This window comes from Abyssisolibacter sp. ZYX002 (assembly GCF_056892235.1).
The window spans coordinates 1-15876 of the sequence record NZ_JARMXH010000005.1 but is presented as its reverse complement, the minus strand read 5'-3'; the positions used below and the strand labels follow the sequence as shown (position 1 = coordinate 15876).

Here is a 15876-nt window from a genome sequence, read left to right as displayed (position 1 = left end):
ATGAAGCTAGCATCTTAATAAGAGCTAGACGTAATAATAATATAATTTATCAACTAGTATCCTTGAAATTTGAGGAACTAGAGTGGGAGGGTATTACAATGGAGAAAGCAAAAACTTTGCCAGTTAAAAAACTGGCTATTATTGGTATGCTTGGAGCGATATCAATAGTATTAGGATTAACACCACTGGGATTTATTCCAATAGGTCCAACAAGTGCTACGATAATGCATATTCCCGTAATTATAGGGGCGATATTAGAGGGACCAATAGTAGGAATGTTAGTTGGTCTAATATTTGGAGCATCAAGCTTGTTTAGAGCAGCGACCAATCCTTCACCAGTTTCATTTGTATTTTTAAATCCGTTGGTGTCAATTTTACCAAGAGTCTTAATAGGTGTAACATCATATTATGCATATATTGCATTTAAGAAGGTAGGAAAAAAAGTATCATTAATATCGTTATTATTAGTATGGATGGCATCATTAGGATTTTTGACATATAAGTTTTACAATGATATAAAATTAGCAGACATAAGCAACATCACAAAAGTAATAGAAGGAGCTTTAATAGCACTTATATTATTAGTAGGGATATACTCATATAAGAAGTTTAAAGATAAAGCAATAGAAGTAGTTGCAGCAGCAGCTATAGGTACTATTACGAATACAGCAGGAGTATTATTTATGATTTACTTACTGTATGCTGGACAATTTGTTGAAAAAATAGGTAAAAGTGCAGCAGTAGCAAAGAAAGTCATAATATCTATAGGAATAACAAACGGTATACCGGAGACAATAGTAGCAATGGTGATAGTAACAGGTGTAGTAGTAGGTATTAAGAATAAAAAAGCTTAAAAGGCATTAAATAGATTATAGTTTTATCAACTTAGGATAAACATATGTAAAGAGGTGGCTAGCATTGATTTTAGTATTTGATGTAGGAAATACAAATATAGTATTGGGAGTATATGAAGGAAAAGAATTAGTGAACTATTGGAGAATAGAAACTGATAGACAGAAGACATCAGATGAATTTGGTATGATTATAGATAGATTATTTCAGTATAACAATTTATCATTAAAAAATGTAGAAGCAGTAGTAATATCATCAGTAGTACCAAATATAATGTATTCACTAAAAGCAATGAGTATAAAATACTGCAATAAGAATCCAATAGTTGTAGGACCAGGAATAAAAACTGGTATGAATATAAAATACGACAATCCTAGGCAATTGGGTGCCGACAGAATAGTAAATGCTGTATCAGCCTATAACAAATACGGAGGACCTCTAATAATAGTAGACATAGGAACAGCGATAACATTCTGCGCAATATCTTCGCAAGGAGAATACTTAGGCGGAGTAATAACACCAGGATTAAAAATTGCAAACGAAGCATTAGTAAACGGTACAGCTAAATTACCTAAAGTTGAAATAAAGAAACCTAAGAAAATAATAGGTAGAAATACAATAGTTAGTATGCAATCGGGCTTAATATATGGATATGTTGGTTTAGTAGATACAATAGTAGAAAAAATGAAGGAAGAATTAAGAGAAGAGTTAAACGATGATGTTAACAAAGTAATAGCAACTGGAGGATTATCAACATTGATAGCTTCCGAATCAAGAACCATCACTAAAGTAGATAAGCTTTTAACTCTAGAGGGTTTAAGAATAATATATGAAATGAATAGCAAAACAAAAGTTAAAAACAACTAAAACCTGTGATTCACAGGTTTTAGTTTTCATTATAAACAATGATAATTAAAATCTTCTTTATAAAAGAGTCTGATTTTAGTATAATTAATTAGTATTTAAAGCATATTATTTATATTATTAGGATGTATAAAATAAATAATTTGAAAAAAGGTACAAAAAGAATATATAATAATATCTAGAAAAACTAATTATAAAAAGCAAAAGAAAACACGTAGGGTGATTTAATGAAAATTGGCAATATAGAAATAACCAATAATGTCTTCTTAGCTCCTTTAGCAGGAATTACAGATATGCCATTTAGAATATTATGTAAAGAACAAGGAGCTGGTCTAGTTTATAGCGAAATGGTAAGCTGTAAGGGTATGTATTATAACGATAAAAAAACAGAAGAATTACTGATTACAAATGATAAAGAGAGGCCTATAGCAGCTCAAATCTTTGGATCAGATCCTAAAATAATGAGTGAAATAGTATATACTAAGCTTAACAAAAGAGAAGATATAGACATAATAGATGTCAATATGGGTTGTCCAGTACCTAAAGTAGTTAAAAATGGTGATGGTAGTGCACTATTAAAAAAACCAGAGCAAATAAAAGATATTGTTAAATCTTTAGTTGATGTTTCAAGTAAACCTATAACAGTAAAAATAAGAACAGGATGGGATGCTAATAGCATAAACGCAGTAGAGGTGGCTAAAACTATAGAGCAGGCAGGAGCATCGGCTGTAGCAGTTCATGGAAGAACGAGAGAGCAATTTTATAGTGGAACAGCAAACTGGGACATAATAAAAGAAGTAAAAAAAGCAGTCAGCATACCTGTGATTGGAAATGGTGATATATTTGAGCCACAAGATGCACTTAGAATGATTAATCAAACCAATTGTGATGCTGTTATGATAGGTAGAGGATGCAGAGGAAATCCTTGGATTTTTAGTAGGATACTTGCTTTATTCAGAGGAAAGCATTTACCACAGCCGACAGATGGGGAAAAGATAGATATGGCAATAAGACATTTGAAGCTACTATGTACAGTAAAAAGAGAAGACATAGCAGTAAAAGAAATGAGAAAGCATATAGGATGGTATACAAAAGGAATGAAAAATTCTGCAGAGCTTAGAGGAAAAATAAACACATATAACAATAAAGACGATATGATAAAAGCTTTAAGAGTGTTTTTAGAAGGAATAAAATAGAATAAAATATATGTTCTAGAGTAATTGATGGATTTATTACTATTGACAACAACGAGTAACTAAAATATAATAATCAACATAAAATAAAGGTAAAGTTTGTAAATTGAAGATAATAACAAAACCTTTTGGTTTTGTTTCTTAAAATTATAGCAAGGGAGAGAGAGTAAGTGGCTGAAAAGCAAGTAATTTTAACAATTGAAGGATTAAAAAAGGTTGAAGATGAGTTAGATTATCTAAAAACCAAAAAGAGAAAAGAAGTATCAGAAAGAATAAAGACAGCACTTGCGTTTGGAGATATCAGTGAGAATTCAGAATATGATGAAGCAAAAAATGAACAAGCACAAGTAGAAGAACGTATATTTAAACTAGAAAATATGCTTGCAAATGCGGAAGTAATTGATGATAATCAAATTTCGGTAGAAGTAGTAGGAGTAGGTTCAAAAGTTCTAGTAAAAGATATGGAATTTGATGAAGAGATAGAATATACTATAGTTGGTTCGGCTGAAGCAGATCCATATGATGCAAAAATATCTAATGAATCCCCAGTAGGAGAAGCACTAATAGGTAGAAGAAAAGGTGATAGCGTAGAAGTTCAAGTGCCAGACGGAGTAATAGAGTATAAAATATTAGATATCAGCAGATAGGAGGAATAAAGTGAGCACTAATGAAAATAATCTTAACGAAATGTTAGTAATGAGAAGACAAAAGTTAGAACATCTTAGAGAAATAGGGAAAGATCCTTTTATAAACGAAAAATATGATATTTCACATAAAAGTGCAGATATTCAAAATAGATTTGAAGAACTAGAAGGGCAAGAAGTAAGCGTAGCAGGAAGAATTATGTCAAAAAGAGGTCAAGGTAAAGTTGGCTTTTACGATATTCAAGACGGAGAAGGACGCGTACAGATGTATGCAAAAAAAGATTTAGTAGGAGAAGAGGATTACGAACTACTAAAAACATATGATATAGGAGATATAATAGGAGTAAAAGGAGAAGTATTTAAAACAAAAAAAGGTGAAATATCAATAAAAGCAAACAATGTAGTATTACTTTCAAAATCATTACAGATATTGCCTGAAAAGTGGCATGGATTAAAAGATCATGATTTAAGATATAGACAGAGATATGTGGACTTAATTGTTAACCCTGAAGTTAAGAAAACGTTTATGTTAAGATCAAAAATAATAAAAGCAATAAAAGAATATTTAGATAACAAAGGGTATTTAGAAGTAGATACTCCTATACTAAATACAATAGCAGGTGGAGCGGCAGCAAAACCGTTCATAACTCATCACAATACCCTAGACATAGATATGTATTTGAGAATAGCAAATGAATTGTATCTAAAAAGACTAATAGTAGGTGGATTTGAAAAAGTATATGAAATGGGAAGAATGTTTAGAAATGAAGGAATGTCAGTAAAACACAATCCAGAATATACTGCAATAGAGTTATACGAGGCATATGCAGACTACGAAGATATGATGACTATTACAGAGAACTTAGTAGCTTATGCATGCGAGAAGGCTTTAGGAACTACTGTAGTAGAGTATCAAGGTGAAAAAATAGACTTTACACCTCCTTGGAATAGAATGACTATGGAAGAAGCTGTTTTAAAGTATGCAGGAGTTAATTTTTCAGAAATTGATACACTAGAGGAAGCTGTTAAAGTAGCAAAAGAAAAAGGCATAGAAGTCAAGCCAAATATGACAAGAGGGCATATAATAAGTGAATTATTTGAAGAATATGGAGAAAAACATTTAAAACAACCAACATTTATAACACATCATCCAGTAGAAATTTCTCCACTATCAAAGAAAGATCCATTAGATCCAAGGAGAACCCATAGATTTGAAGCGTTTGCAAATACGTGGGAAATAGCCAATGCATTCTCAGAGCTTAATGATCCAATAGATCAAAAGAGTAGATTTGAAGATCAACTTAAGCAAAGAGAAGCAGGTGATGATGAAGCTCATATGATGGATTTAGATTTTATAAATGCATTAGAAGTAGGACTGCCACCAACTGGTGGACTAGGAATTGGTGTGGATAGACTAATAATGATTATGACTAATCAGACATCAATAAGAGACGTACTATTATTTCCTACAATGAAACCAATAAAATAAAATATTAGAAGAAAGCAAAACCATTTCAAGAGATATGTCTTGAGGTGGTTTTTTTATTAAGAATTAGTTTAGTATAACAAATTATTCATTTAGTAAATAGATGTTAACAAATTATAACAATATAAATAAACATAATTTACCCTGCATGATTCATATAATTTAAATAATAGCTTTTCAATTCATTATAGAAAATTACATCCAATAATTTATCATAAAACCATATACCAAAAAATAATTTGAAGGGGGTATTTTACTTGACTAAGAAACTGTTAGCGTTGTTATTAGTTGTAGTTCTATCTCTTAGTGCATTTATTGTGGGATGTTCAAACAAAGATGATGAGCCACAAAATGTAAAAGAAAATGAAACTAAGGTAGATGGAAAATTGTCAGAATCAGAGGGTGACAAACAGAAAGATGAAACAGAAAAAACAGAGCTAGATGATGAGCAAATTATCAACGTATCATTACTAGAGCCAAAGACTTTAGATCCAGCAAAAAGCACAGATGTGTATTCATCGGCAGTATTTACAGGAGTAATGGAAAACTTGACAAGAATAGAGCAAGATGAAAACGGAAATGACATCATAAAGTCAGCAGGAGCAGAAAAATGGGAAGTGAGTGAAGATGGTATAGTTTGGACTTTTCATTTAAGAGATTTTAATTGGGAAGATGGTAAAGCGGTAACAGCACATGATTTTGAATACGGAATAAAAAGAGTGCTTGCACCAGAAACTGCATCTGGTTATGCGTTCTTACTTGCTCCAATAAAGGGTGCAAACGAGTATAACGCTGGAAAGGCAAGTGCTGATGAAGTAGGAGTGAAGGCAATAGACAATAAGACATTACAATTTACATTAAAAGGGCCTTGTCCATACTTTGAGCAATTGACATATTTCAAAACTATGCTACCACAACGTAAGGACATAGTAGAAAAATACGGAGATAAATATGGATCAGAAGCTGAATATTTTATAAGTTGTGGGCCATTTAAACTTGATAAATGGGTACACAATAGTGAGATATCACTAGCTAAAAATGATGCGTATTGGGAAGCCGATGTAGTAAAATTAGAAAGATTAAATTATAAGATTATATCAGATTCCGATGCTAGATACAATGCACTATTCAACGGAACATTAGATTCATGTGGAGTAACTAAGACAGAGTGGATTGATAAGTTTGAAAAAGAAGGCAGATTTGTAAACATCAAAGGCTATGATCCTTCAACAAATTATCAATTTTATAACCAGAACGATGAGTTGTTCAAAAATGCAAATATAAGGAAAGCATTCTCAACGTCAATAACAAGAGAAGACATGGCAGATGTAATATTCCATGGATTATATACAGCAGCATATTCATGGGTGGCACCATCATTACAATTAGGAGATCAAGAATACAGAACTCTTAACAAAGAAGAACCAATAAAAATGATAATCGATGAAAATCCAGATCCAAAAGAGTTATTAATAAAAGGATTAGAGGAGTTAGGATTAGACCCTGATCCTTCAAAGCATACCGTTACAATGTTGATGTCTGGTACAGATGATTGGGATAGAACATATGCAGAATATATGCAACAAATGTATAAGAAAAAGCTTGGCATAAACATGGATGCAAAATATGTTAAATGGGATATGTTCCAAAAACTGACAGACGATATGGAGTACCAGATAGCAGGAATGGGATGGTTTGGAGATTACAATGATCCTATGACATTCCTAGACATGTTTGTATCGACAGCATTAGTATGTCCTACAGGTTGGGTAAATGAAGAATACGACGAGCTCATAGCAAAGGCTCAAAACGAAATGGATTCATCAAAAAGATTAGAGTACTTTAAAAAAGCAGAGAAAATACTCTTGTATGAGGATGCTGTAATTGCTCCAACAGTATTTAGAAATAGAAATACATTTAGAGCAAAATACCTCAAAAACTTGATGAGCCCATTATTTGGAACAACAGATTTTAAATATGCATATGTACAAGGTAAAAAATAATTAATGAAAGAGGCTGTCATATATTATAGACAGCCTCAAAAAAAATCTGACACAACACCATATAAATAAGGGGGTGTGAATCGTTGGCTTGCTAATAGTTTAATATGGGCAATAAAAAGTCAGCGATCTTCATATGTTAAAATATGTTGCAAAGAGGATTGTATACATGTTCATAACAATATATCTAGTTGTTAGTATCACATTTTTATTAGTACACTTAAAACCAGGAGATCCATTATCCGTAATGGGGAGAAAATTACCTGAACAAATTAAAGCAAATTATTACGCCAAATATGGGTTAGATCAACCTTTACATGTTCAGTACTATAGATATATTAAGCAATTATTAAAAGGGGACTTAGGAGAATCATTATGTTATCCAGGAAGAAGCGTAACAGAAATAATCAAAACATATTCTCCTGTATCAGCAAGATTAGGTATACAAGCATTAATAGTTGGAGTTTCGCTTGGAATAATATTTGGTATACTAGCTGCATATATGCGGAACACTTGGCCTGATTATATCATAATGATCTTAGCAGTATTAGGAATATCAATTCCAAGCTTTGTATTAGCCTCATTCCTGCAATACAGGTATACAGTAGTTTATAGATGGTTACCTACAATAGGATGGGGGAGCTTTAAACATACAATACTACCAACAATAGCGTTATGTTTTGGATCAATAGCAGTATATGCAAGATATATGCGAGCAAATGTATTAGATATATTAAACCAAGATTATCTATTAACAGCAAAGGCTAAAGGAGTAACTGGCATAAGATTAGTGTGGAAGCATGTTATTAGAAATGCGATGTTACCAGCAATAACAATACTTGGTGTGCAAATAGCAGGCATATTTATAGGCTCATTTGTAATAGAAAGCATATTTGGGATACCTGGATTTGGATTTAACTACGTGACATCAATAAATAACAATGACTATACAATGGTGCTTGGGCAAACAAACTTTTTCACACTTTTATATATTTCAGCCATATTAATAATTGATATATTATATGGATTTATAGACCCTAGAATCAGATTGGGTAAAGAAAAAATATAAAAGGAGAAGATAAATCATGAAAAATCAATCAATAGATTTAGATAAATTTAAAATAATTGGGTGTGAAGACTTAAATGATGAAGAGATAAGTAGGCCCAATATAACCTACTGGCAAGATGCATGGAGGAGATTAAAGAAGAATAAAATAGCAATGATTTCAATATGTATACTTTTAATAATAAGTATAATGACAATCATTGGGCCAAGTTTAACCACTTATACTTATGATAATGTAGAAACATCTATTAGAAACTTAAATCCATCTACAGAGCACTATTTTGGAACGGATCACTTGGGAAGAGATTTATTTGCTAGAGCATGGAAAGCAGGAAGAATATCGATACTAATAGGTTTAATAGGAGCCTTTATAGATACAGTAGTTGGTTGCTTGTACGGAGGCATAGCAGGTTATTTTGGTGGCAAAGTAGATACAATAATGATGAGAATAGTAGAGGTTTTATCAAGTGTTCCATATCTAATCGTAGTAATAATAATAAAAATGACATTCAATAAAAGTGGATTAATCTCATTAATAATTGCATTGACTATAACAGGATGGTGTGGCATGGCTAGGCTTGTGCGTGGTCAGATATTGCAACTAAAAGAACGTGAATATATTATGGCAGCTAGAGCATTGGGAGTTAGTCCGTTTAACATAATTAGAAAACATCTTATACCTAATACGATGGGAGTAATTATTGTTGCAATAACATTCGATGTACCAGCATTCATATTTGCAGAGGCATTTCTTAGTTTCTTAGGATTAGGAGTACAATCACCTAATACAAGCTGGGGTATGTTAGTATCAACAGCAAGAGGAAATCTAATGTTTTATCCCTATCAGTTATTCATACCAGCATTGTTAATTAGTTTAACTATGCTATCCTTCTCATTATTAGGAGATGGGCTTAGAGATGCATTAGATCCAAAACTACGTCAATAAGGAGAGTTATTTATGGATAGAATTCTAGAAGTAAAAAATTTGAGAGTTTCATTTCATACTTATATAGGAGAAGTTCAGGCAGTTCGAGGAATTAGCTTTAAACTATATGAAGGTGAAACCCTTGCGATAGTTGGAGAATCAGGGTGTGGAAAGACAGTTACAGCAAAATCACTAATGAAGCTCATTTCAATGCCACCAGGAGAGATAAAAGAAGGTTCAGAAATAAACCTATATACTAATATAGTTGGTACTAACAAAAAAAAGACTATGTGTGAAGAAATAGTAAAAATGAATAAAAAAAGATTAAAACAGCTTCGTGGTGAAGATATAAGTATGATATTCCAAGATTCAATGACTTCGCTAAATCCTACAATGAAAGTAGGTGATCAAATAGCTGAAAGTCTTATGATGCATACAAAATATAATAAAAAAGAATGTAGGAAAAAAGCAGTTGAGCTTTTAAAAGCAGTCAACATACCTAATCCAGAAAAAAGAGCAAAAGAATATCCACATCAATTTTCAGGTGGAATGAGGCAACGGGCTATGATAGCCATAGCATTAGCCTGTAATCCAAGAATATTAATAGCAGATGAACCTACAACAGCATTAGATGTTACAATACAAGCACAAATTATGGATTTAATAAAAGATTTACAAAAGAAATCTAATATGTCGGTGATTCTAGTAACACATGATTTAGGAGTAGTAGCAAATGCATCAGATAGAATAGCAGTAATGTATGCAGGAAAAATAATAGAAAGAGGCACAAAAAGAGATATATTTTACAATCCTCAGCACCCATATACATGGGCATTATTAAGATCAGTGCCTAGATTAGATATAAAAAACAAAGCAAGTTTATATTCATTAAAAGGGACACCTCCAGATTTGTTAAAACCACCAAAAGGATGCCCTTTTATTACTAGATGTGAATATTGTATGCCTATATGCAGAGAAGAATTGCCAGATATAACTCAGATTAGCGATTCACATTTAGTTAGATGTTGGCTAAAGCATAGCAAAGCTCCTAAAGTCAACATTCCAAAAATGGCAGGAGGTGAAATATAGTGGAAAATCTCGTGGAGGTAAAAAATCTCAAAAAGTATTTTAGAATAAGAAAGAACAAAATACTTAAAGCAGTTGACGATGTGAGTTTTTCAATAAAAAAAGGAGAGACATTAGGTTTAGTAGGAGAGTCAGGTTGTGGTAAAACTACATGTGGTAGAACGATAGCAAGGCTGTATTCAGCAACAGATGGAATTGTAAAATTTAATGGCGAAGATATCCATAAACTAAATAAAGCAAATTTAAAATCATTTAAAAAAGATATGCAGATGATATTTCAAGATCCATATGCTTCATTAAATCCTAGAATGACAGTAGGAAGCATAATATTAGAAGGATTAGAAGTGCATTATCCTGAGCTTACAGCGAAAAACAAAAACGATAGAGCGTATAAATTATTAGAGTTGGTTGGACTTAACAAAGAGCACTTTCAGAGATTTCCACATGAATTTTCAGGAGGACAAAGGCAACGTATAGGCATAGCTAGAGCGCTTGCAGTAGAACCAAAATGCATAGTATGTGACGAACCAATTTCAGCACTAGATGTTTCAATACAAGCACAGATAGTAAACCTTTTAATAAAGCTTCAAAAAGATTTTGGATTGACTTATTTATTTATAGCACATGATTTATCTATGGTAAAACACATATCTGATAGAGTAGGAGTTATGTACCTTGGCGCATTAATGGAGATAACATCAAGTAAGAAATTATACAGTAATCCATTACATCCATATACAAAAGCGCTTATTTCAGCAATTCCAATACCAGATCCAGATATAGAAGAAAACAAAAAAGTAATAAAACTTGAGGGCGAAGTGCCAAGCCCTATAAATCCTAAGCCTTGGTGTAAATTCTCAGAGAGGTGTAAGTATGTATCAAAGAAATGCAGAGAGATTCCACCTAAATTGAAAGAAGTAGAAAAGGATCATTTTGTAGCATGTCATTTATTTTAAAAAAAGGGGCTATCATTACAGCCATTAGATTGATGACAAAGTTATCAAGATAGTAGACTTTAGTAAAAGTTCAATTTCAAGGCGTGTTAAAATTGAGTAGCAGAGCTTACTTAGAGATAAGTGAGCAACGGAAATTTTAACAACAACGCTGAAATTGGGCTTTTTTCTACAGTCTGAGGGGCTATCATTACAGTCCCTTTTAAGAGTTAGTATTTAATTATCGTAATTTGAGTAAGATAATTTAGAAGTATTTTTAGTATTTAGAAACACATCAATACTATACATAAATAAAATATCATCATAATCAGATATGTTTATTAACTTAGTAATATCCATATTTATATATCTCATATCTAGCAATGTAATTTCATCATAAGAATAACTTAAAAATGGCGCTAAGCAATGAGAATAGGAGTCTTTAAAAATAAGCAGTTTTCTATTATAATGCTTGGCATTATTCATCTTTATTACAACCTTTGGTTGATTTACTCCTAAGAAATAGGAGTATTTATCTTTTTTATCTAAAAAATCTTTAAAATATATACTTTTATAAGTAGTTTTAGACTTACCATTGTAGACGATGAATTTATCTATATTATTGTTATTTAAAGCCTTTATTTCATCGTATTTTACATAGTCAAAACCACATTTTGAAAGCAAAGAACCTTTAAAATCCTTAGTTATAGTCCTTATATCTAGATTATCGTATGAAATAGGATTAATACCCATAACTTGAGCCATCTTTTTATAAGCAATATAAGCGCCATCTAAAGTCCAATGATGGTCTGTTCTATAATAGATATAATCTTTTTTGTTTAATAATAAGTTATTGTATATGTTTACATTCTTTATTGATGATTGAGTTTTTTTATATACTCTATTTATAAAATCAAGTTGATTAAAAGTAACAGCATACTTTGGGAGCTTAAAATTCTGAATTTCACATGTTGATGGTATTAATGTAAAGTAAATATTTGATGTATTATTAAATTTATTAGCAAACCTAATAATTTCACTAGTATTTTCAATACTATAGTTTTTACCATTATCTTTAATATCTTCGGCTAAATAATCCTTAGATAAATAAACTCCATTACTTTCTTTTTTACAAGCTAAATAATCAATAGTGACCTTTAGCTTAGTCCAATGATCTCTAAATATAAAATGATCATTAAAGTATTCATCATATTTATTAGTTAAATCATTATTAATTAATCTATCAATGTTAAATAAGGGTAATTTCCTTAGATACCTATTTTCATTCTCGGAATAATTTTTTTTATCTATTAGGATAGTACAAATAGATAAACCGTAGATAATTATAAGAAAAATTACTGAAGTTATCCAAGCTACTTTTTTTTCATTCATTTTTACCTCCGATCAATATCAAAATCTAAAATACAAAAAAGGATTATACGATGCTTCAACTATATAAGATATAGATAAAAGTAAAATAAGAAATATATATATATTTTTAATAACAATAAATCCAAATTGTGTTTTTTCACTAAATAATTGGTTAAAAGCATGCCTTGGATAGTTGGTTGATGATATACATAGTATTATAATGAGTACTATGTTAGATGACATCAAATATAAGAAATATTTGTCTATCAATACAGCATTATTTAATCCAAACATAGTTATAAGATAATGTTTCATTATAAGAATGTCATCAAAAGCAAATATGCACCATCCTATGATTACAAAAAACATAGCATACATATGTGAAAATAATTTTGGTAATTTACAAAGTATAGATGATAAAAAGCACTTTTCAATAATTAACAATAAAGCATAGTAAATTCCCCATATAATGAAATTCCAGCTAGCACCATGCCAAATACCAGTCAGCATCCATACTAAAGATATATTTCTAATTTGCATAAATAATCCTTTTCTATTTCCACCAAGAGGAATATAAACATATTCCTTAAACCAAGAACTCAAAGAAATATGCCATCTTGACCAAAATTCAGTTATACTCTTTGATATATAAGGATAATTGAAATTTTCAGGAAAATCAAAACCAAACATTTTACCAAGTCCAATTGCCATATCTGAATATCCTGAGAAATCAAAATATATTTGAAAAGTATAAGCTATTATCCCTAGCCAAGAAGTTGCTACAGATAGTTGATGCAAGTCTTGGTTTGAAATTGTATCAAAAAGATATCCAATATTATTTGCTAGTAATACTTTTTTAGCAAGCCCTATTATGAATCTATTAACACCACTAGAAAATTTATTAATAGTAACTCGTCGATTGTTAATTTGATCAGATATGCTACTATATCTTACAATTGGGCCGGCAATGAGTTGTGGAAAAAGTGTTACATATGCTCCGAAAGAAACAATATTTTTTTGGACTGGAACTTTTCTTTTATATACATCAATCGTATAGGACATAGTTTGAAAAGTATAAAATGAAATTCCTATAGGAAGTACAATTTTACAAAACCCTTTAGACAGTCCAAAAATATTATTTACATTAGCAATTAAAAAATTTAAATATTTAAATATACATAGTAAACCAAGATTTATCACTATAGAAAAAATTAAAAACAACTTTGCTTGACGATTTTTACCTTTGCTAAAAGCGTTATCTATTAATATTCCGTTTGTATAATCTACTATTGTTGAAAGTAACATAAGAATTATGTACTTAGGTTCACCCCACGCATAAAAAAACAAACTTACAATAAATAACACAAAATTCCGTATCTGCTTAGGAGATACATAATACAATATTAATGCCATTGGTAAAAAATAAAATAAAAAAGTTATGCTACTAAAAACCATAATATGTCCTACCCATTCATTAATTTTTTACTACATTACAGTATGAGTTTTTATATAATCAAGCCATAAATCAGTATATTTTTTAATCAAATGTACACCATCTACAGATGCTTCATCAGGTAAAGCCCCTTTTGAATTTGCGACACTTTCAAATGTATCCAAATAATACGCATTGATATCTTTACACATTTTTAAAATTTCGCAATTAAATTTTATAATGTTTTGATTTGTATATATTTTATTAGAATTTGATTTCTTACTAGTTACAGGTAAAATAGATTGAATATATATATTCGCCTTAGGGTTATATTTTTTCAATTCGTTTATAAGTTGTTTATAGCGATCAATAAAAGTACTTGTGTATATCCAGCCCAACTCATTAGTTCCAAACATTACATATATATTTTCAAATCTGTTTTTGTTTGCTGATAAAGCGTTACTAATCGAGATCTTTGTTTTTTTACCTTTAGACCTTATAATTTTTTTAGTTAAGGCATTGCTTACTAACAAACCTTCATGGGTATAAAAAGTTGCTCCTTTAGGAGATGAATAAAGGAATAATCCTTCAGTTCTCGAATTTCCTATAAATAATGTTTTTTCAAAATACGAATCATCTACAGAATTATTTAAAGAAACTTTCTTACTATAATCATAATTGCCGTTATTTTTTAGGACAGGTACATCATGAACTTCTTTTTTATTAGAATTAATATCATCAGATGTTACATTGTTACTTTTTTCGTTGTTCTCAACTCCTTCGTTATTTTTACCAGAAACATTATTGACTTTTAAATTTACATCTTTAATCTCAGGAAGAGTAGATGATATTTTATCTTTCAAAACATTACTTGCTTGCGAAACATTTGAATTTTTACTTGATAAAAAAGAACTTGATATAAACAGTAGAGCTGATATAACAAATATACATTTGAATAAAAATAGTAGTTTTCGAGTTCTTTTCCTAGGTTTTCTTCTCCTGATATTTCTCTTGCTTTTTTGTACGTCATAATACATCTCTTAACCTCCTACTGTTTTAGTTAGTAATATAATCATTTATAATATTCAATGCTTTATTACTTTCATCAGAAATACATAAAATCACATAATCTCCTTTTAAAACAAGAGTATAATCCTCTAATTTTTTTATTTCTGAAGGATTATATGTTGAAAAAGCATCTTTTTGATCTTTTATTCTAGTTTTTATAGCTTCTTCAATATTAGTTTTACTTTGAGAGCTACTTGCTTTAAAAATTGCAATTTCTTCAACCGTTGCAGCAGAACTAGTATAAACTACGCAAGAAGATATATCTTTACCTTCAAGCATATATAGATTGTATACAACATGATCTTGAGTTTTATTTAAAGAGTCTTTAAAATCTATGTCACATAAAAGTTTGGTGGCAAGACCTTGCATATCAAAATCTTTAATTCTATCACTGCTAAAGCATCCAGTAAGAATACCCAATAACATTGTCATAAATATAATACTTAATATTGTTTTTTTATTTCTCATTAAAATCTCCTCCTACATTGATGTAATCTGATTTTTATAAAGAAAGTGTACGTACAATTCTTTTGCTAGCTAATTTTTAGATGTATAAATACCTTTAAAAGTTTCAAGGTAAAATAACTTATATCAAATTGTAATTTAGAGAAGTGAGTTTAACAATAACATGGCAAGATGATTACAACCAATAATAGAACCAGAAGTATTTTAATGTTAGCACTAAATGAATTAAAGTCTATAAACAAAATTCAATAAAAATAAAGTAAGGTTGTAGTTGATAATATCTACTTTTTCCTTTTTTAAAAATATATTTATTAAAAAATTTATCAAAAACTATTGACTCACTAAGAAATAGCTGGTATACTATCACTTGTCGCAAAAAAGAAAAACAAATTTACGACAAAGAAAAAACGAAAAACTTTTATAAAAACTATTGACAAAGTGATTCAAACATGATAGACTTATAAAAGTCGGCAATGAACAGGAAAGATGCCG

The 15876-nt window shown here is 30.2% G+C and carries 14 protein-coding genes; 10 read left to right on the top strand and 4 right to left on the bottom strand.

The annotated features are described in order from the left end of the window. Positions 1 to 98 precede the first annotated feature (98 nt). The 10 genes from P3X86_RS14560 to P3X86_RS14515 all read left to right on the top strand — a co-directional run bounded on the left by P3X86_RS14560 (position 99) and on the right by P3X86_RS14515 (position 11072). Positions 99 to 854: an ECF transporter S component gene (locus P3X86_RS14560; RefSeq protein WP_483293443.1), complete on the top strand. Its 756-nt coding sequence runs from the start codon at positions 99 to 101 to the stop codon at positions 852 to 854. A gap of 64 nt (positions 855 to 918) precedes the next feature. After that, the gene (locus P3X86_RS14555; RefSeq protein ID WP_483293442.1) at positions 919 to 1719 is read left to right on the top strand and encodes a type III pantothenate kinase; all 801 of its coding nucleotides are present in this window, start codon (positions 919 to 921) and stop codon (positions 1717 to 1719) included. Between the two features lie 224 nt (positions 1720 to 1943). Continuing rightward, positions 1944 to 2912, top strand: coding sequence for a tRNA dihydrouridine synthase DusB (dusB, locus tag P3X86_RS14550; protein WP_483293441.1), 969 nt, complete (start codon positions 1944 to 1946; stop codon positions 2910 to 2912). 167 nt (positions 2913 to 3079) lie between these two features. After that, positions 3080 to 3556, top strand: coding sequence for a transcription elongation factor GreA (gene greA / locus P3X86_RS14545; RefSeq protein WP_483293440.1), 477 nt, complete (start codon positions 3080 to 3082; stop codon positions 3554 to 3556). 40 nt (positions 3557 to 3596) lie between these two features. Beyond that, a complete protein-coding gene (gene lysS / locus P3X86_RS14540; RefSeq protein ID WP_483293725.1) occupies positions 3597 to 5042 on the top strand; it encodes a lysine--tRNA ligase in 1446 nt (481 codons plus the stop codon). A gap of 254 nt (positions 5043 to 5296) precedes the next feature. Beyond that, positions 5297 to 7042 carry a peptide ABC transporter substrate-binding protein gene (locus P3X86_RS14535; protein WP_483293439.1) on the top strand — a complete coding sequence of 582 codons (1746 nt, stop codon included), beginning with the start codon at positions 5297 to 5299 and terminating at the stop codon, positions 7040 to 7042. 133 nt (positions 7043 to 7175) lie between these two features. Beyond that, on the top strand, positions 7176 to 8108 hold the full coding sequence (locus tag P3X86_RS14530; RefSeq protein WP_483293438.1) for an ABC transporter permease: 933 nt from the start codon (positions 7176 to 7178) through the stop codon (positions 8106 to 8108). A gap of 16 nt (positions 8109 to 8124) precedes the next feature. Continuing rightward, positions 8125 to 9051 carry an ABC transporter permease gene (locus tag P3X86_RS14525; RefSeq protein ID WP_483293437.1) on the top strand — a complete coding sequence of 309 codons (927 nt, stop codon included), beginning with the start codon at positions 8125 to 8127 and terminating at the stop codon, positions 9049 to 9051. A gap of 12 nt (positions 9052 to 9063) precedes the next feature. Further along, on the top strand, positions 9064 to 10119 hold the full coding sequence (locus P3X86_RS14520; RefSeq protein ID WP_483293436.1) for an ABC transporter ATP-binding protein: 1056 nt from the start codon (positions 9064 to 9066) through the stop codon (positions 10117 to 10119). Further along, positions 10119 to 11072, top strand: coding sequence for an ABC transporter ATP-binding protein (locus tag P3X86_RS14515; protein WP_483293435.1), 954 nt, complete (start codon positions 10119 to 10121; stop codon positions 11070 to 11072). The genes P3X86_RS14520 and P3X86_RS14515 overlap by 1 nt, the downstream gene beginning before the upstream one ends. A 213-nt stretch (positions 11073 to 11285) precedes the next feature. Here the strand turns inward: P3X86_RS14515 and P3X86_RS14510 are convergent, their stop codons facing one another. From P3X86_RS14510 to P3X86_RS14495, 4 genes are read right to left on the bottom strand one after another with little or no spacing between them, the layout of a single operon-like run. Further along, the gene (locus P3X86_RS14510; RefSeq protein WP_483293434.1) at positions 11286 to 12440 is read right to left on the bottom strand and encodes a DHHW family protein; all 1155 of its coding nucleotides are present in this window, start codon (positions 12438 to 12440) and stop codon (positions 11286 to 11288) included. A gap of 18 nt (positions 12441 to 12458) precedes the next feature. Next, the gene (locus P3X86_RS14505; RefSeq protein WP_483293433.1) at positions 12459 to 13874 is read right to left on the bottom strand and encodes an MBOAT family O-acyltransferase; all 1416 of its coding nucleotides are present in this window, start codon (positions 13872 to 13874) and stop codon (positions 12459 to 12461) included. A gap of 30 nt (positions 13875 to 13904) precedes the next feature. Beyond that, entirely contained in the window at positions 13905 to 14888 is a 984-nt protein-coding gene (locus P3X86_RS14500; RefSeq protein ID WP_483293432.1) for a GDSL-type esterase/lipase family protein, read from the bottom strand. A 19-nt stretch (positions 14889 to 14907) separates the two neighbouring features. Then, complete coding sequence (locus P3X86_RS14495; protein ID WP_483293431.1) at positions 14908 to 15387, bottom strand: DUF4358 domain-containing protein; 480 nt, start codon at positions 15385 to 15387, stop codon at positions 14908 to 14910. Positions 15388 to 15876: the final 489 nt, after the last annotated feature.